Origin of the sequence: Variovorax sp. J2P1-31 (genome assembly GCF_030317215.1) — a bacterium.
Classification (GTDB): Bacteria; Pseudomonadota; Gammaproteobacteria; order Burkholderiales; family Burkholderiaceae_C; genus Variovorax.
In genome coordinates this window covers 820,580-838,463 of the sequence record NZ_JASZYA010000002.1, presented here as the reverse complement: position 1 = coordinate 838,463, position 17,884 = coordinate 820,580, and the positions used below count along the sequence as shown (strand labels likewise).

Here is a 17,884-nt window from a genome sequence, read left to right as displayed (position 1 = left end):
TTCGGAGAAGACACGACATGACCGACTACGCCAAGCTCGACGCCTGGATCGACGCCCACTTCGACGAGGAAGTGAAGTTCCTGCAGCAACTGGTGCAGGTGCCCACCGACACGCCGCCCGGCAACAACGCGCCGCACGCCGAGCGGACGGCCGAGCTGCTGAAGGACTTCGGCTTCGAGGCCGAGAAGCATGCCGTGCCCGCGCAGGAAGTGCAGGACTACGGGCTCGAGTCGATCACCAACCTGATCGTGCGCCGGCCCTACGGCAGCGGCGGCCGCACGGTGGCGCTCAACGCGCACGGCGACGTGGTGCCCCCGGGCGACGGCTGGACGCACGACCCGTATGGCGGCGAGATCGCCGAGGGCAGCCTCTACGGCCGCGCCGCCGCGGTCAGCAAGAGCGACTTCGCCAGCTTCACCTTCGCGCTGCGTGCACTCGAGGCCGTGGCCAAGCCCACCCAGGGCGCGGTCGAGCTGCACTTCACCTACGACGAGGAATTCGGCGGCATCCTCGGCCCGGGCTGGCTGCTCAAGAACGGCCTGACGAAACCCGACCTGATGATCGCTGCCGGCTTCAGCTACGAAGTGGTCACGGCCCACAACGGCTGCCTGCAGATGGAAGTCACGGTGCACGGCAAGATGGCCCACGCGGCCATCCCCACCACCGGCGTCGATGCGCTGCAGGGCGCGGTCAAGATCCTCAACGCGCTCTATGCGCAGAACACACGCTACCAGCAGGTCACGTCGAAGGTCGAGGGCATCACCCACCCCTATCTCAACGTCGGGCGCATCGAAGGCGGCACCAACACCAACGTGGTGCCCGGCAAGGTGGTGTTCAAGCTCGACCGCCGCATGATCCCCGAGGAGAACCCGGTCGAGGTCGAGGCCGCCATCCGCCAGGTGATCGCCGATGCGGCCGCCGAGAGCGCGGGCATCACGGTCGAGATCAAGCGCCTGCTGCTGGCCAATTCGATGAAGCCGCTGGCCGGCAACAAGCCGCTGGTCGACGCGATCCAGAAGCACGGCCAGGACGTGTTCGGCGAACCCATCAAGGCCATGGGCACGCCGCTCTACACCGATGTGCGCCTCTACGGCGAAGCCGGCATCCCGGGCGTGATCTACGGCGCCGGCCCGCGCACCGTGCTCGAGTCGCATGCCAAGCGCAGCGACGAGCGCGTGGTGCTCGAGGACCTGCGCCGCGCGACCAAGGTCATCGCGCGCACGCTGGCCGACCTGCTGGGCTGAGCGCAGCGCCCGCTGACGTGCCATGCGGCGTCGATGCCGCTCCTGGTGGCCGGCGGGCGACGCACCGTCGATTGGCGTCGCGTCCCTCGTCGCGCTAAAGTGGACCGAGGGCCTTTCCTCTGTCTGCCAAGGAGATCGACATGCGTTTCATGGTGATGGTGAAAGCGACGAAGGACAGCGAAGCGGGCGTGATGCCCACCCAGGAAGAATTCGCCGCGATGGGTGCCTTCAACGAGGCGCTCGTCAAGGCTGGCGTGATGGAGGCCGGCGAGGGCCTCCACCCGAGTTCCCATGGTGCCAGGGTCGCGTTTTCCGGCAAGGATCGGCGTGTGATCGACGGGCCGTTCCCCGCGACGCAGGAACTGGTCGCCGGCTTCTGGATCTGGAAGTGCGCCTCGCTGCAAGAGGCGATCGAATGGGTCAGGAAATGCCCCAACCCGATGCGCACGGACTCCGAGATCGAGATCCGGCAGATCTTCGCACCCGAAGATTTCGGCGACGCGCTGACCCCCGAACTGCGCGAACAGGAAGCGCGGCTGCGCCGGGAAAGCCAGTCGCGCGCCGACTGACGCGAGACGCCTTGCCTGCCTGGCGCCGCCAGCCGTGCAGCTACTGCGCAACGAAGGCGATCACCTCGCCATTCACGTTGCGCTTGTAGAACAGCATGTTGTCCTTGACCCGCACGTCATTGCAGCTGCTCTCGATGGTCTTGCGCATGTCCTGGCAGAGCTTGTCACCGTCGAGTCTCACCTTGCCGTCCAGCATGCCCGCTTCTCCTTGCATGGCGATCCGGTAGCCGTAATCGGCCCCGAAATCCAAGGTCAGGGATTTGCCGTCCGCTCGCTTGCCGACGAACTTCTTGCCTTCGAGACCCTTGAGCGTTTCGGCCGTCAAGGGCGTCGCGTCGGTCGGAAATTCCTTGGGCTGCGCGCTCGCGATACCCATCCAGATCGCGGCGATCCAGACGCCCGCATTCCGGCAGCTTCGAGGAACGGCGGCAGCACCGAGGCATGGACGGTTGGAAGTCATGGGCAACTCCTTCTGGTCGTTGGGTGGACACGAGGCCGGACGCCATCTTGCGTCGCAACGCGCCATCGCACCCCACTTTTTGTGAAACCTTTTGTTTTAGATTTCTCTGAAATTTGCGCCTTCACGGCCGCCGCAGCCGTGCTCCGAGACCGATAGAAAACACTATTGCGCACATCTTTGTATACAGTTAATGTGGACTGATCGTCGACCTTCGTCGTTTTCAGCAGGAGTTTTCGCCATGAGCACTCACTCGTCCGCACCGCCCGCCACGGTCCATCCCGTGGACCAGCGGCTCCCTCTCGGCAAGGTTTCGGCCCTCGGGCTGCAGCATGTGCTGGTGATGTATGCCGGGGCCGTCGCGGTGCCGCTGATCGTGGGCCGCGCGCTCAAGCTCACGCCCGACGAGGTCGCGCTGCTGATCTCGGCCGACCTGTTCTGCTGCGGCATCGCCACGCTGATCCAGTCGCTGGGCGCCACGCAGTGGTTCGGCATCAAGCTGCCGGTGATGATGGGCGTGACCTTCGCCTCGGTCGCGCCGATGGTCGCCATCGCCAATGCCAACCCCGGCACCGCAGGGGCGCAGCTGCTGTTCGGCTCGATCATCGGGGCCGGCGTCATCTCGATCCTGATCGCGCCCATGGTCAGCCGCATGCTGCGCTTCTTCCCGCCGGTGGTCACCGGCACGATCATCGCGGTGATCGGCATCAGCCTGATGCGCGTGGGCATCAACTGGATCTTCGGCAACCCCTTCGGCCCGACCGCGCCCGCGGTGGTCGATCCGGTCTATGCCAAGTGGCTGGCCGAGGTCACCTCGCCCGGCAGCTCGATCCCGCCGGTGCCCAAGGGCTTCGCGATCATGCCCACCATGCCCAACCCCAAGTACGCCGACCTCACGGGCCTGGGCGTGGCCGCGCTGGTGCTGGTGTCGATCCTGCTGATCGTGAAGTACGCCAAGGGCTTCATCGCCAACATCTCGGTGCTGCTGGGCATCGTGATCGGCGCGGTGGTGGCTTCGGTGATGGGCATCATGACCTACGAGAAGGTCGGCAAGGCGCCCTGGTTCGACGTGGTGCTGCCCTTCCACTTCGGCATGCCGGCCTTCGACCCGGTGCTGATCCTCACCATGACCTTGATCATGATCGTGGTGATGATCGAGTCCACCGGCATGTTCCTGGCGCTGGGCGAGATGACCGACCGCAAGGTCGACCAGAAGGCGCTGGCCAAGGGCCTGCGCACCGACGGCCTGGGCACGCTGATCGGCGGCATCTTCAACACCTTCCCCTACACCAGCTTCTCGCAGAACGTGGGCCTGGTCGCGGTCACCGGCATCAAGAGCCGCTATGTCTGCGCGGCCGGCGGCGTGATCCTGGTGGTGCTGGGCCTGCTGCCCAAGATGGCGGCGCTGATCGAGTCGCTGCCCACCGTGGTGCTGGGCGGCGCGGGCCTGGTGATGTTCGGCATGGTGGCCGCCACCGGCATCCGCATCCTCTCGGGCGTGGACTTCAAGACCAACCGCCACAACCCGATGATCGTCGCGGTGTCGATCGGCGTCGGCATGATTCCGCTGATCGCCCCCAACTTCAAGCAGTGGATGCCGCACGGCCTGCACTCGCTGATCGAGTCGGGCATTTTGCTGGCCTCGATCACGGCGGTGCTGCTGAACCTGTTCCTCAATGGCGCCAAGCACGACGAGCAGGCGATCATCACCGCGGCCAAGCAGGCCGAGGCGCACTGAACCGACTCACCCCCAGTCTCCGCGCACTGCGTGTCGCTGCGCCAACCCCCTCGCCGGGGGCAACACCAGCGGCCCGGCAAAGCCGGTTCCGCGGTGTTCCGCGCGAAGAGGCCCGTCAGATCATTGCCAGAGGCATTTTTCGCCGCGGCGGTGGCCGCAGCCGGTCCAGCTCGGCCAGGGTCGCTGCATCCAGCACCAGGTCGGCGGCGGCCAGGTTCTCCTTCAGGTGCGCACTGCGCGCCGCCTTCGGGATCGCGACCACGCCGGGCCGTGCGATCACCGCGGCCAGCGCGAGCTGCGCGGCCGTCACGCCCAGCCGGGTCGCGAGCCGGCCCAGCGCCGCGTCCCCGGCCAGCGCGCCCTGATCGATCGGGCTGTAGGCCATCAGCGGCATGCCGCGCTCGCGCAGCCAGGGCAGCAGCGCGAACTCGGGCCCGCGCTCTCCCAGCGACAGATAGACCTGGTTGACCGCGCAGCCGGGGCCATCGCCGATGGCCTGCGTCAGCGCCTCCATGTCGTCGGTGTCGAAGTTGCTCACGCCCCAGTGGCCGATGCGGCCCTTCGCCACCAGCGCCTGCATCGCCTCCACCGTTTCACGCAGGGGATGGTTGCCGCGCCAGTGCAGCAGGTAGAGGTCGATCGCGTCGAGCCCGAGCCGCTGCAGGCTGCGTTCGCAGGCGTCGCGCGTGTCCTCGCGGCTGGCGTTGTGCGGATAGACCTTGCTCACGATGAACAGCTCCTCGCGCCGCACGTCGCCGGCACGCAGGGCCTCGGTCACCGCCTGGCCCACCACGGTCTCGGCGCCGCCCTCGCCGTACATCTCGGCCGTGTCGATGAGCCGGTAGCCCATCACGATGGCCTCGCGCAGCGCCGCGACCTCGGCCGCGCGACGCGCTTCGGCCTCGCCCATCTGCCAGGTGCCGAGACCGAGAACCGGCATCTCGCCACCGGTGGGAAGGGGAAGTTTTCGCATGGCGCCGATGGTACGAGCGGCCCGGAATCCGCCCCGGGATAACCCTCTGTGGTGCCCCGGGCATCTTGCCTACATTCCTTGTATGCAAGATAGAGCGGTCCTTGCATGCAAACCCAAAGACAACAGGAGACTCCATGCCTCGCTTCGCCAAATCGCTTTTCGGTCAGGTGGTCATCGCGCTGGTGCTGGGCGTGCTCGCGGGGCTGCTGGCCCCCGAGTACGCCGTCAAGCTCAAGCCGCTGGGTGACGGCTTCATCAAGCTGATCAAGATGATCATCCCGGTGCTGGTGTTCTGCGTGGTGGTGCACGGCATCGCCGGCGCGGGCGACCTGCGGCGCGTGGGCCGGGTGGGCATCAAGTCGCTGATCTACTTCGAGGTGCTGACCACCATCGCGCTGGCCATGGGGCTGGTGCTGGCCTTCGTGTTCGAGCCGGGCGTGGGCATGAACGTCGATCCGTCCAAGCTCGACCCGGCCGCGATGAGCGCCTATGCCTCCAATGCCGACAAGCTCACCAGCGGCGGCACGGTCGACTTTCTGATGAAGCTGATCCCCACCACGGTGGTCAATGCCTTCGCCACCGGCGACGTGCTGCAGGTGCTGCTGTTCGCGGTGCTGTTCGGCTGCGCGCTCACGCTGCTGGGCGAGCGCGGCAAGCCGGTGGCGGTGGTGGTGGATGCGCTCTCGCTGGTGCTGTTCAAGATCATGGGCATCCTGATCAAGCTGGCGCCGCTGGGCGTGCTGGGCGCGATCGCCTTCACCGTCGGCCAGTACGGCATCGGTTCGCTCAAGCAGCTGGGCATGCTGGTGGCGCTGTTCTACGGCGCGGTGCTGGTCTTCGTGTTCGTGGTGCTGGGGCTGGTGATGCGCATGTCGGGCTTCAGCCTGTGGAAGCTTCTGCGCTACCTGCGCGAGGAACTGGCGGTGGTATTCGCCACCACCTCCTCCGACAGCGTGCTGCCGCAGATCATGGCCAAGCTGCGCCGCATGGGCATCCGCGATTCGACGGTCGGGCTGGTGATCCCCACCGGCTACTCGTTCAACCTCGACGCCTTCTCGATCTACATCACGCTGGCCGCGGTGTTCATCGCCCAGGCCACCAACACGCCGATCTCGATGGCCGACCTGATGACCATCCTGGCGATCGCGCTGGTCACCTCCAAGGGCGCGCACGGCGTGCCGGGCTCGGCCATCGTGGTGCTGGCCGCCACGCTGCATGCGATTCCGGCGATCCCCGCGATCGGGCTGGTGCTGGTGCTGTCGGTCGACTGGTTCATGGGCATCGCCCGCGCGCTGGGCAACCTGATCGGCAACTGCGTGGCCACCGTCGCCATCGCCGCCTGGGAAGGCGACATCGACCGCGAGCGCGCGCATGCGGTGCTCGACGGCACCTACTCGCCCGACGACGAGCCGCTGGCCGAGGCCGGTGCCGCGCCGCTGTCGACGGGCCACTGAGCGCCATGGCGACCGACGTCAGCCCCACCGCCATCGCCGCGCGCGTGGTCGAGGCCATCCTGGCGCAGAAGCTGGCGCCGGGCGAGCGGCTGGGCGAGCAGACGCTGGCCGAGACCTTCGACGTGAGCCGCACCATGGTGCGCGAGGCGCTGATGCAGCTGCAGGCGCGCGGCTTCGTCGAGGTGCAGCCGCGCCGCGGCTGGTACGTGGTGGAGCCCTCGGCCGAGGAGGCGCAGGACGCCTTCGCCGCCCGCCGCATCGTCGAGTCGGGCATCCTGGCCGAGAGCAAGGGCCGGCCGCTGCAGAAGGTGATCCGCAAGCTGCGCGAGCACATCGGCCAGGAGCAGCGCGCCATCGACGGCGCCGATGCCGCCACCCGCGCCTTCCTGCTGGCCGACTTCCATGTGTGCCTGGCCGAGCAGATGGGCCACCGGCTGCTGGTCGACGTGCTGCGCGACCTCACGGCCCGCACCACGCTGGCGGCCACGCTCTACCAGTCGAAGCACGATGCGGGGCAGTCGTGCGCCGAGCACGGCGCGATCGTCGCGGAGCTCGAAGCCGGCGACAACGCGGCGGCGCGCACGCTGATGATCACGCACATCGGCAACGTCGAACGCGCGCTCGAGGTCGCGCCGGCGCCCGGGCTCGATGCGCCGGGCCGGCTGCGGGCCGCGCTGTCGCCCGTGGAGCTGCCCCGCGGCAAACGCTGAAGCCGTGACTTATTACCGCCGGCTGCTATCGAATGCGTAGCTAGAGGTCCAGCACTGGCAGCCGTCCGGCGCCGGTTCCTGGACCGGCCTTGTGGGGGCTCATGAGGGCATGCCCGCCGACACGACGGCGGCAGCGGGCTCGGATAAAGTCCTCCTCACCTATGAATTCACCCCAACTTCAGCGCGGCGTGTTCCTCGCCCTGCTCGCCGCCGTCACCGCCGCCTTCCTCTGGGTGCTGCATCCCTTCTTCGGCGCGGTGCTCTGGGGCGTGGCACTGGCCATCCTGTTCACGCCGCTGTTCAAGTGGCTGCTCCGCAAGATGCCCGGCAAGCGCAACGCGGCGGCGCTGTCGACCCTGGCGCTGTGCCTGTTCATCGTGATCCTGCCGCTGGCCATGGTGGGCGTGTCGCTGGTGCAGGAGATCGCGCTGGTCACGCAGAACATCCGTTCGGGCGAGATCAACTTCGCCACCTACTTCCAGCAGATCCTCGATGCGCTGCCGCAGTGGATGCTCAACCTGGTGCAGCGCTTCAACCTCGGCAACATGGAAGCCTGGCAGGCCCGCATCTCGGCCGGCGCCGCGCAGGGCAGCCAGCTGGTCGCCAGCCAGGCGCTGACCATCGGGCAGAACACCTTCGATTTCGTGGTGAGCTTCTTCGTGATGCTCTACCTGCTGTTCTTCCTGGTGCGCGACGGCGCGGAGCTCTCCAAGAAGGTGCGCGATGCGCTGCCGCTCGCCAAGCCGCACACGCACTACCTGCTGAACAAGTTCACCACCGTGATCCGCGCCACCATCAAGGGCAACGTGGCGGTGGCCGTGGCGCAGGGCACGCTGGGCGGCCTGACCTTCTGGTTCCTGGGCGTGCAGGGCGCGCTTCTGTGGGCCGTGCTGATGGCCTTCCTCTCGCTGCTGCCCGCGGTGGGCGCGGCGCTGATCTGGGGCCCGGTGGCGATCTACTACCTCGCGACCGGCCAATGGTGGCAGGGCGGCGTGCTGATCTTCGTGGGCGTGTTCGTGATCGGCCTGGTCGACAACATCCTGCGCCCGCTGCTGGTGGGCAAGGACACGCAGATGCCCGACTACATCGTGCTGATGTCCACCATCGGCGGCATGGCGCTGTTCGGCATCAACGGCTTCGTGGTCGGCCCGGTGATCGCGGCGCTGTTCATGGCGGCCTGGAGCCTGTTCGCGGACTCGGGGCATGTGGGAAACGGACATGGGACATACGAAGATGCCCCGAAAGAGTCCGTGGCGTCCGATCCAGCACTCTTGTCCAAGCGCGACGACAGCAGAAGGAAAAATTAGGCCACGAGTCGAAACTGTCTCGGAAAAAGTGCGCTCCTGGTGTCATTCAACATCCGTGCGCTCTGCGCCTCTACAGCATGTATCGCGTGAGCAAAGAAAGCACCACCAATCCGAGCACAACACTCCCCAAAGCGTTGCGCCAACGCAGATAGCTGAACGCAACGCAGCCCAGAGCAACGATTTGCGGCCCTGTGTGCGACCACAACGGGCCAGGCACTCCCGAGCTCCCCATCGAGGTCAAGATAAGGACCACCATGACGCAGAGCGGCAGTTCTTGGTTCAAGCGCAACATCCATGGCGCACGCAGCCAGGACTTGCTCATTAAAAGTGGGACTGCCCGCAGCAGGATGGTGATGCCGCTCATCACTGCCACGGACAGCCAGGGGTCATTCAACTGAATCAACTTTCGCCCCTTCAGTGCGCGGCACCGACGACGCCGCAATTGCGCACACCACAAGAATCACCAGCCCAAAGGCGAGTGAAAAGAGCAGTTCATATCCGCTGAACCACTTGGCTGCGATGAGGTAGCCCATCAGGCCGACCATGATCGGCATCCAGCGGCGGCGAACGAGGTACTGTTCAATAGCCAGAATAGTGAAAAGCGCCGGCAGCGCAAAATCCAGGTTTGGAATCCAACGACCCGCCTGCGCGCCGAGCGCCACGCCGAGACCCGTGCCCACTATCCAGTAGGCATGGTTGCACAGAGTGATGCGTGTCGCCAGTCGCAACCGCTCGGAAGATGGCAGCGTCGTGAGCACGGAGTAATTCTCATCCGTCAGTGCTGCCACCACGTACGCCCTGCTTAGGCGTCGCCGCGGCAAATGATCGATCAATGGGATTGCATAAAGAACGTGGCGCAGATTGACAAGCAAAGTCGTCAGCACGAATGCGCCCAATCCCGCCGGCGACGCCAGCATGGAGATCGCCGCGAACTGCAAAGCCCCTGCAAAAATGAAGATACTCATCGCCATTGCCAGCATTGACGAAAGGCCGGCCTGAACGGCCAGCACGCCAAACGCAAATCCTGTCGGCAGATATCCCATGCCTACTGGCAAAGTGCGCTGAAGAACCTCCTTCCAGATGCGTTGCCTCATGGCTTGGTGTCCGCACCCAGCGCATGAGCGGTATCGCGGAGGCTGTAGAGCGTATGTGACTTGATGAATGGCCGAATCTCAGTCTCTTCACCAACGAGCGAAACACAAACGATTCGCACGCTGCCCGGGGTCGCCTCCAGCGTCCTTCGCTGCTGTTCCGTGGCAGAGCTTCCCAACATGCTTTCCATGAAGACGTTGTGCGCAATGCCTGCCGTCTTCAATTGCATAACAAGTTTCTCCAGAGACGCTGAACGCTTGCATCGCAGAACAATGACCGGATACTCGCTGATTCGGCTGTTCGCGCCGAAAGCGGGACTGGGGTAATCCAGAAATCTCCAGTTCTCTGCGCCATGCGCGTCCCTTAGCCCGAGTGCGACGTGTGCGACCGCATTCAGGAGTACGGTAATGGGGAACTCCGCATTCAGTACCAATACCGTTTTCCGAGCGTTATCGGAATAAGCCATTCCAGCGTCCCTCCTTTTTTTATTTTCTGGCGGCGTGGGAGCGAGAATCTGCGCCCGGCATTTCGTAATGGCACACGATGCTCTCGAGCCAAGTGAACTGGTGGGCGATCATGCGTGGCAAGCCCCATAGCTCGCGTTGCGCGAAACCAGCTCGATCACCATCTGCAATCGCCTTCTGACGCAGGTGGAGGCTTGACTGCCAAGCGCGCGCATTCTGGCCAGCCATATGTGCAAGATGATGCCAGTCATGGGCTGGCAGGTCCGACACGAGGCAGGCCAAGCGCACCGGCAGGTGCAGAAACAGCATCTTCACAATCCACACCATCACTCGGGCTACGAACAAAATGCCGCCTCCAAACCCGTTGGTCCGTTGAGGAAAGCGCGCTCCACAGAACCGCCCCCAGCAGCGTTGCGCATAGTGCGTCCAATCTTCGACGGGGCCTGCTGCAACGTTCCATGCATGTTCGGTTAGAAATTGGAGCAATGCACTGATGTGATACAGAGGAAATAGAGGCAACACAACAGCCAAAAGAAAGGCCTTTCCACCAACAATCCAAAGCAGAATCGCATACCCGAGTGCAGCGCCTACGCTCAACAGAACAGCTACAGGCTTGGCACGAACGAAGACGGAAGTAAGACGCGCTTGCAAAAAGAGCAAGTGAAAAACCGGGCTCAGAACTGTCATCCACAAGCTCATCCAGAGTTCGTCTTTTTTTCGTCCCGGCAAGAATCCAAGCCTCGCTAAAAATGCTGCATCAGCATCGTCCTTTGTAGTGAAGACGTCTGCATTGTGATGAGCCAGATGCTCCTTACGATATTCATCTGAATTTTGAATGAAGAGTACAGCAGACACCAAGGTCGCATAGGCCTTGTTAAGACGAGAACTCTCGAATAGGCGATTGTGAATCGCATGATGCATGTGTGTCACTTGTACTTTTCGCAACAATCCTACCAGCGGCAACCACAGCACGAATATACCAATCCACGCAAAAATCGTATCCAAAGCGGATAGGTAAATCAGCAGAGCAACGATGCCTAGCGCCAAGACCAGCGTGAAGATTACGTCACCCCATCGAGGAAAATGATACGACGGTGGCTGCTGTTCATGGAGCGGCTTTCCTGTCAGCCAGGTCAGTACCGGCTGCAGGAAGAGTGGGAGTCCGCGCATAGACTCGCGTAGGCCGACTTCGAACATTTCTTGTGTATTCTTTTTCATTTCTGGAATTTCTCTGAAGCTTCGCTCGGTTTCACTGTGAAGACATCGTTTTACTTGGTGTTCATGCCTTCTCTGCGCGAAAACGAATTCTGGTGTAGTCCACGGTCCATCGACCATCAGCGCCGAGCAACTCAGGCTCGAGCCGCTGACTTACTTCGTCGAGAAAAACGGTCTTTTCCAATTCACTACCAAGCACCGTAAGGTATGGACTTCCAAAGATTCGAATCCACTCAATGATTGAATAGTCCAGCACCACAGGGCGATCGAATAATTCTACGTTGGACACCATAAGCCCCCCGCCTTCCAACACCCCGCGATAGGCTTGTGCGGTAGGCAAATACCACGGATCAACTTTCGCAGATTCAATGCCTCGTCTTTCCAATGCTTGGTGAATTTCACAACGAATACGAAACGCATTTCCGAACCCCGCGAATTCACCCACAAAGCGCCCCCCAGGCTTCAAAGCGTTCGCAACAGCCGCAACAACTGCGCTCGGGCGTCGCATCCAATGAAGCGCCGCATTACTGAAAATAGCGTCGAACTCGCAGCTAAAATCCATCTCCTCTGCATTTCCGACGATGACTTCCAAGCCTCGAGCGCGAGCCGCATTTGCAAGCTCAGGGCTGAGATCGTAGCCAAGCAGTCGCGCGCCCATCGTGGCAAGCCTATGAGTCAGATAGCCATCACCACAGCCGACATCGAGAATTCGCTCACCTTTCCGAGGATCGAGCAATTCGACGACCGCGCCGGCCAGATCGCCAACGAAATGTGCTTTTTCTGCATACGACTGGGCATTCCATCGTTGCAAGTTCGGCATTGAACGCATCATTCCAGGTCACCAGCGACGGTCTGCAGGCACCCTGACTGGGCTGTTTTTCCGTTGACATAGGTTCGGTTAAGCATTGTGTGATCGGTATGCGTAGGACCTGAATCGGAGTCGGGGTGGTATATCACCACGCGCAGCGCCTCGTCTGCACTCTGAAAGCTATGCAGCACTTCTGCTGGAATGAAAAAGACAGTTCCCGGTCGGAACGGAAGAGAGCCATACGCCGTCCCACAACTTCCACTCCCCGACAGAATCAAACCGATGCGGGGAGACGGATGTGCGTGCAGTGTTTGCGTTGTCCGGCAGGGCAGGTGCATGAAGTTCAAGCAGGGTTCACCACGCACGGGCGGAGGGATGAGCAAGCTGGCCGTGCAACCATCAATGTAACGAAGCCGACCTCTCGCCTCAATGGGCCCCCCCATGAGCACTGGGCTTTCATAGCCCATGCTCGAGATAATCAATGCACTCCCACGCGCCTTCAATCGAACTGCACCAGGGAAACTGCCGAAACAGTTCTCGCGCAGAACATATTCCCCTGTCACCAATGACGCACGCACTTCACCTTTATGAATGACAACGAAATGACTCGCCTGGGGATCGAGGTTTAACTCAGAATCAACAATCGATTGAACACGTATGTGGTGCTTATCGTCAACGAAATCGAATTTTTCGAGCAAGCGAATTGACATCCGATCACCCTGCAATGGATTGTCTTTTTTAATTTTCATCTCCCTCTTTAGTGATCCCAGGTGCAGCCCTTGTGCCTACCCGGAAAATCTTCCTTGAAGAACCGGAAGTTCCGCCCTCCAAACCCACCTGCAGTTTCTACCTGAAGAGTCGACCACCCTGTTGGTAACAAGTGACATCCAGCCCTGGCCGTTTGCAAGTCAGTGCAATCTTTCACGAACAGCGGAAAAACAAATCTGCATCAGATCATGAGGAGAGAGAATTAACAATGCAACGACAATGAACTTAAAATTTGACGTTTACAAAAATCGTGGTCATGGATAACTTTTGTATTGCGCCAAGTGCATTCATGCTGCCGCAAGCTAAATTCCTGTTAGAGCTCCCACCAGCCTTCCTCGAAATGCCCCTGCAGGAAGGCCACGAAGCCCGACACCTTGCCGGGCAGCAGCTTGGGCGAGGGGAAGACCGCATGGATCTCCTGCTCGGGCAGGCTGTGGTCGGCCAGCACCGCCAGCACCTTGCCGGCCGCCAGCGACTCGCTCGCCACATAGCGCGGCATCAGCGCGATGCCCAGCCCGTCGCGCGCGGCGGCGAGCACGGCCGACAGGTTGTTCGAGCGGAAGCGGCCCGACACCGGCACCGTGACCGCATCGCCCTTGGGCGTGTGCATGCGCCAGAACTCGTCGCCCACCACGCTGCTGTAGACCAGCGCCACGTGTGCACCCAGGTCCTGCGCGCGCCTGGGCGTGCCGTGCTTCTTCAGGTAGGCGGGTGACGCCACCATGACCCACGGATTCACGCCGAGGTAGCGCGCGCCCAGCGAGGAATCGGCCAGCTTGCCCATGCGGATCGCGACGTCGATGCCCTGCGCGATCAGGTCGACGTAGCGGTCCTCGAAGCTCAGGTCGAGCTGCAGTTGCGGATGCCGGCGCATGTAGGCCAGCGCCAGCGGCACCACCACGCGGCGGCCGAAGGCCACCGAGGTGCCGATGCGCAGCAGCCCCTGCGCCTGGTTCTGGCGCAGCTGCACGATGCTGTCGGCCTCCTGCGCGTCGCGCACGATGCTCTTGCACTTCTCGTAGTACAGCGCGCCAGGCTCGGTCAGGCTCACGCCGCGCGTGTTGCGGTTGAGCAGCCGCACCTTGAGACGCGCCTCGGTGGCCGCGACCTGCTTGGTCACGGTGGGCTGGGTGGTGTTGAATTCGCGCGCGGCCTTGGAGAAGCTTCCGGTCTCCACCACGCGCACGAACATCTCCATGGCTAAGAGGCGGTCCATGGCCCGCATCCTAGCCACTTATTCCGCCACGGAATAGCTTTTATGGCCCCCCGCCCTCTTCTTCGAACGCGCCCCGCTTCCTACAGTGGGCCCACCTCAAGGAGAGTTCCCATGGCAAAGATGACCGCGGCCCAGGCCGCCGTGCTGGTGATGGAAAAGGAAGGCGTGACGCAGGCCTTCGGTGTGCCGGGCGCGGCCATCAATCCGCTGTATGCGGCGCTGCGCGGGCGCGGCAGCATCGCCCACATCCTGGCGCGCCACGTCGAGGGCGCCTCGCACATGGCCGAGGGCTACACGCGGGCCATCGCCGGCAACATCGGCGTGTGCATCGGCACCTCGGGGCCGGCCGGCACCGACATGATCACCGGCCTCTACTCGGCCTGGGCCGATTCGATCCCGATCCTCTGCATCACCGGCCAGGCGCCGCGCGCGCGGCTCTACAAGGAAGACTTCCAGGCGGTGGACATCGAGTCGATCTCCAAGCCCGTGACCAAGTGGTCGGTCACGGTGCGCGAGCCCGGCCAGGTGCCGCAGGTGTTCCAGCAGGCCTTCCACCTGATGCGCTCGGGCCGGCCCGGCCCGGTGCTGATCGACCTGCCCTTCGACGTGCAGATGGCGCAGATCGAGTTCGACATCGACAGCTACGCGCCGCTGGTGCCCTACAAGCCGGCCGCCACCCGCGCGCAGATCGAGAAGGCCATCGGCATGCTGAACGCCGCCGAGCGGCCGCTGATCGTGGCCGGCGGCGGCGTGATCAACGCCGATGCGAGCGATCTGCTGGTGCGCTTCGCCGAGGCCACCGGCGTGCCGGTGATCCCCACCCTGATGGGCTGGGGCGCGATCGCCGACGACCATCCGCTGATGGCCGGCATGTGCGGCCTGCAGACCAGCCACCGCTACGGCAACGCCACGATGCTGGCCAGCGACTTCGTGCTGGGCATCGGCAACCGCTGGGCCAACCGCCACACCGGCTCGGTCGAGGTCTACACCAAGGGCCGCACCTTCGTGCACGTGGACATCGAGCCCACGCAGATCGGCCGCGTGTTCACGCCCGACTTCGGCATCGTGTCCGATGCCAGGGCCGCGCTCGAACTGTTCGTGGAAGTGGCCGAGGCCATGAAGGCCGCGGGCAGCCTGCCGGACCGTGGCAGCTGGGCCGGCGCCTGCCGCGACCGCAAGCGCACCATGCTGCGCAAGACCCATTTCGCCGATGTGCCGATGAAGCCGCAGCGCGTGTACCAGTGCATGAACAACCACTTGGAACGCGACACCTGCTACGTGAGCACCATCGGCCTGTCGCAGATCGCGGCGGCGCAGTTCCTGCACGTCTACAACCCGCGCCACTGGATCAACTGCGGCCAGGCCGGTCCGCTGGGCTGGACCATCCCCGCCGCGCTGGGGGTGCGCGCGGCCGACCCCACGCGCAAGATCGTCGCGCTCTCGGGCGACTACGACTTCCAGTTCATGATCGAGGAGCTGGCCGTGGGCGCGCAGTTCAAGCTGCCCTACCTGCACATCGTGGTCAACAACTCCTACCTCGGGCTGATCCGCCAGTCGCAGCGCGGCTTCGAGATGGACTACTGCGTGCAGCTCGCCTTCGACAACATCAACGCGGCGCCCGATGCCGGCATCGAACGCGGCTACGGCGTGGACCATCTCAAGGTGGTCGAAGGCCTGGGCTGCAAGGCGATCCGCGTGCGCACCCAGGAAGAGATGGCGCCGGCCATCGCACGTGCCGAGGCGCTGATGGCCGAGTTCAGCGTGCCGGTGGTGATCGAGGTGATGCTGGAGCGCGTGACCAACATCGCGATGGGCACCGAGATCGACGCCATCAACGAATTCGAGCCGCTGGCCGAGAGCCTGGCCGATGCGCCCACGGCGCTGGCGGTGGCGATGCTGGATTGAATGCGGACTTCCGGACGCAGAGGACGCGAAGGTTTCGCGGAAGACGCAGAAGGAAAACCAGACAAAGATCTTTTTCGGATGTTCTTCCGCGTCCTCTGCGAAATCTCTGCGCCCTCTGCGTCCTGCCCCCGATCCCGATCCCGATCCCGATCCTGAATTCAAGAGACACCCACCATGCCCCAATTCGCCGCCAACCTCACGATGCTCTTCACCGAGCTGCCCTTCATGCAACGCTTCGAGGCCGCCGCCAAGGCCGGCTTCAAGGGCGTCGAGTACCTGTTCCCCTACGCCTTCGACAAGAAGGAACTGGCCGCGGCCCTGCGCGCCAACGGCCTGCAGCAGGTGCTGCACAACCTGCCGGCCGGCGACTGGGACCAGGGCGAGCGCGGCATCGCCTGCCACCCGGACCGCACGGGCGAGTTCGCCGAAGGCATCGCCATGGCGATCGACTACGCCAACGCGCTGGGCTGCCCGCAAGTCAATTGCCTGGTCGGCAAGCTGCCGGCGGGCGTCGATGCACAGCTCGCCCGGCAGACGGTGGTCTACAACCTGCACCTCGCGGCGCGCCAGCTCGAGGCGGCCGGCCTCCGGCTGCTGATCGAGCCGGTCAACAGCTTCGACATCCCCGGCTTCTTCCTCACCCGCACCGAGCAGGCGCTGGCGCTGATCGACGAGGTCGGCTCGGCCAACCTGCGGCTGCAGTACGACATCTACCACGCGCAGCGCATGGAGGGCGCACTGGGCCAGACGTTGACGAAGCACCTGGCGCGCATCGGCCACATCCAGCTGGCCGACAACCCGGGCCGCGGCGAGCCGGGCACGGGAGAGATCCACTACCCCTGGCTGTTCCGGCACATCGATGCGCTGGGCTACGACGGCTGGATCGGCTGCGAATACAAGCCGCGCGGCACGACGGTCGACGGCCTCGGATGGCGCGAGGCGCTGACCGCACAACAATAGGAGCAACCAAGACATGAGCACCCCCCAGAAGATCGGTTTCATCGGCCTCGGCATCATGGGCGCGCCCATGGCGGCCCACCTGCTCGACGCGGGCCACGCGCTGTTCGTCCACACGCGCAGCGGCGCGCCCGAGCCCTTCGCCTCGCAGGCCCGGGTCTGCGCCTCGGCCACCGAGGTCGCGCGGCAGGCCGACATCGTGTTCCTCATGGTGCCGGACACGCCCGACGTGCAGAAGGTGCTGTTCGACGAGGACGGCGTTGCGGCCGGGCTCTCGGCCGGCAAGCTGGTGGTCGACTGCAGCTCGATCGACCCCATCGCCACCCGCGCGTTCGCCCGGCGGATCGCCGACCTGGGCTGCGGCTATGTGGATGCGCCGGTTTCGGGCGGCGAGGTCGGCGCGCGCGCGGCCAGCCTGACCATCATGTGCGGCGGCGCCGAGGCCGACTTCGGGCGCGCCAGGCCGCTGCTCGAAGCGATGGGCAAGAACATCACGCACGTGGGCGACGTGGGCGCGGGCCAGGTCACCAAGGTGGCGAACCAGATCATCGTGGCGCTCAACATCGCGGCCGTGGCCGAGGCGCTGGTGTTCGCGTCCAAGGCCGGCGCCGATCCGGCCAAGGTGCGGCAGGCGCTGATGGGCGGCTTCGCGTCATCGCGCGTGCTCGAGGTGCACGGCGAACGCATGATCAAGCGCACCTTCTCGCCGGGCTTCCGCATCGCGCTGCACCAGAAGGACCTGCAGCTCGCGCTGCAGGGCGCGCGCAGCCTGGGCCTGGCGCTGCCGCAGACCGCGGCCGCCGCCCAGCTGATGAACACCTGCGCCGCGCTGGGGCACGGGCAATCCGACCATTCGGCGCTGGTCAAGGCGCTGGAGGCCATGGCGCAGCATCCGGTGGCGCCCGATCCCGCGCAATAACCCGGTACGGCCCGCTGCCGTATTTCCACCGTACAGGAGAGGTGCCGCTTTGCGGTAGCCTCTCCTTTGTTTTTGACAACGAAGATCC

Annotated in this window: 18 protein-coding genes; 9 read left to right on the top strand and 9 right to left on the bottom strand. The window is 64.1% G+C overall.

Annotation, left to right across the window (positions count from 1 at the left end):
• The first annotated feature begins 17 nt into the window (after positions 1-17).
• Positions 18-1,244, top strand: a complete 1,227-nt coding sequence (locus QTI20_RS15090) for a M20 family metallopeptidase (RefSeq protein WP_183024082.1) — start codon at positions 18-20, stop codon at positions 1,242-1,244.
• A 140-nt stretch (positions 1,245-1,384) separates the two neighbouring features.
• The gene (locus tag QTI20_RS15085; protein WP_286552046.1) at positions 1,385-1,813 is read left to right on the top strand and encodes a YciI family protein; all 429 of its coding nucleotides are present in this window, start codon (positions 1,385-1,387) and stop codon (positions 1,811-1,813) included.
• Positions 1,814-1,853: 40 nt separating this feature from the next.
• Here QTI20_RS15085 and QTI20_RS15080 read toward each other — a convergent pair whose 3' ends face one another.
• On the bottom strand, positions 1,854-2,273 hold the full coding sequence (locus QTI20_RS15080; protein ID WP_286552045.1) for a hypothetical protein: 420 nt from the start codon (positions 2,271-2,273) through the stop codon (positions 1,854-1,856).
• Positions 2,274-2,511: 238 nt separating this feature from the next.
• On the opposite strand from QTI20_RS15080, the gene QTI20_RS15075 reads away from it, so the two are divergent.
• Positions 2,512-4,008, top strand: a complete 1,497-nt coding sequence (locus QTI20_RS15075; RefSeq protein WP_286552044.1) for a nucleobase:cation symporter-2 family protein — start codon at positions 2,512-2,514, stop codon at positions 4,006-4,008.
• 115 nt (positions 4,009-4,123) lie between these two features.
• Here QTI20_RS15075 and QTI20_RS15070 read toward each other — a convergent pair whose 3' ends face one another.
• Positions 4,124-4,981: an aldo/keto reductase gene (locus tag QTI20_RS15070; protein ID WP_286552042.1), complete on the bottom strand. Its 858-nt coding sequence runs from the start codon at positions 4,979-4,981 to the stop codon at positions 4,124-4,126.
• Positions 4,982-5,115: 134 nt separating this feature from the next.
• Here QTI20_RS15070 and QTI20_RS15065 point away from each other — a divergent pair, with 134 nt between their 5' ends.
• The 3 genes from QTI20_RS15065 (at position 5,116) to QTI20_RS15055 (ending at position 8,452) form a co-directional block, all read left to right on the top strand.
• On the top strand, positions 5,116-6,435 hold the full coding sequence (locus tag QTI20_RS15065) for a C4-dicarboxylate transporter DctA (protein WP_286552040.1): 1,320 nt from the start codon (positions 5,116-5,118) through the stop codon (positions 6,433-6,435).
• A gap of 5 nt (positions 6,436-6,440) precedes the next feature.
• A complete protein-coding gene (locus tag QTI20_RS15060) occupies positions 6,441-7,145 on the top strand; it encodes a GntR family transcriptional regulator (protein ID WP_286552037.1) in 705 nt (234 codons plus the stop codon).
• A 161-nt stretch (positions 7,146-7,306) separates the two neighbouring features.
• Positions 7,307-8,452 carry an AI-2E family transporter gene (locus QTI20_RS15055; protein WP_286552035.1) on the top strand — a complete coding sequence of 382 codons (1,146 nt, stop codon included), beginning with the start codon at positions 7,307-7,309 and terminating at the stop codon, positions 8,450-8,452.
• Between the two features lie 70 nt (positions 8,453-8,522).
• Here QTI20_RS15055 and QTI20_RS15050 read toward each other — a convergent pair whose 3' ends face one another.
• The 7 genes from QTI20_RS15050 to QTI20_RS15020 form a co-directional block, all read right to left on the bottom strand.
• Complete coding sequence (locus tag QTI20_RS15050; RefSeq protein WP_286553428.1) at positions 8,523-8,825, bottom strand: AzlD domain-containing protein; 303 nt, start codon at positions 8,823-8,825, stop codon at positions 8,523-8,525.
• A gap of 13 nt (positions 8,826-8,838) precedes the next feature.
• Positions 8,839-9,546 carry an AzlC family ABC transporter permease gene (locus QTI20_RS15045; RefSeq protein ID WP_286552034.1) on the bottom strand — a complete coding sequence of 236 codons (708 nt, stop codon included), beginning with the start codon at positions 9,544-9,546 and terminating at the stop codon, positions 8,839-8,841.
• Positions 9,543-10,010: a DUF2000 family protein gene (locus tag QTI20_RS15040; RefSeq protein WP_286552032.1), complete on the bottom strand. Its 468-nt coding sequence runs from the start codon at positions 10,008-10,010 to the stop codon at positions 9,543-9,545. The genes QTI20_RS15045 and QTI20_RS15040 overlap by 4 nt, the downstream gene beginning before the upstream one ends.
• Positions 10,011-10,029: 19 nt before the next feature.
• The gene (locus QTI20_RS15035) at positions 10,030-11,226 is read right to left on the bottom strand and encodes a stearoyl-CoA 9-desaturase (RefSeq protein ID WP_286552031.1); all 1,197 of its coding nucleotides are present in this window, start codon (positions 11,224-11,226) and stop codon (positions 10,030-10,032) included.
• A 61-nt stretch (positions 11,227-11,287) separates the two neighbouring features.
• Positions 11,288-12,043 (bottom strand): class I SAM-dependent methyltransferase, encoded by a 756-nt coding sequence (locus tag QTI20_RS15030; protein ID WP_286552029.1) that lies wholly within the window; start codon positions 12,041-12,043, stop codon positions 11,288-11,290.
• Between the two features lie 8 nt (positions 12,044-12,051).
• A complete protein-coding gene (locus QTI20_RS15025; RefSeq protein ID WP_286552028.1) occupies positions 12,052-12,780 on the bottom strand; it encodes a cupin domain-containing protein in 729 nt (242 codons plus the stop codon).
• Between the two features lie 332 nt (positions 12,781-13,112).
• A complete protein-coding gene (locus QTI20_RS15020; protein ID WP_286552026.1) occupies positions 13,113-14,015 on the bottom strand; it encodes a LysR family transcriptional regulator in 903 nt (300 codons plus the stop codon).
• 111 nt (positions 14,016-14,126) lie between these two features.
• Here QTI20_RS15020 and gcl point away from each other — a divergent pair, with 111 nt between their 5' ends.
• The 3 genes from gcl (at position 14,127) to QTI20_RS15005 (ending at position 17,796) form a co-directional block, all read left to right on the top strand.
• Positions 14,127-15,920 (top strand): glyoxylate carboligase, encoded by a 1,794-nt coding sequence (gcl, locus tag QTI20_RS15015; protein WP_286574221.1) that lies wholly within the window; start codon positions 14,127-14,129, stop codon positions 15,918-15,920.
• A gap of 174 nt (positions 15,921-16,094) precedes the next feature.
• The gene (hyi, locus tag QTI20_RS15010; protein WP_286552021.1) at positions 16,095-16,880 is read left to right on the top strand and encodes a hydroxypyruvate isomerase; all 786 of its coding nucleotides are present in this window, start codon (positions 16,095-16,097) and stop codon (positions 16,878-16,880) included.
• A 13-nt stretch (positions 16,881-16,893) separates the two neighbouring features.
• Positions 16,894-17,796 (top strand): 2-hydroxy-3-oxopropionate reductase, encoded by a 903-nt coding sequence (locus tag QTI20_RS15005; RefSeq protein WP_286552020.1) that lies wholly within the window; start codon positions 16,894-16,896, stop codon positions 17,794-17,796.
• Positions 17,797-17,884 lie beyond the last annotated feature (88 nt).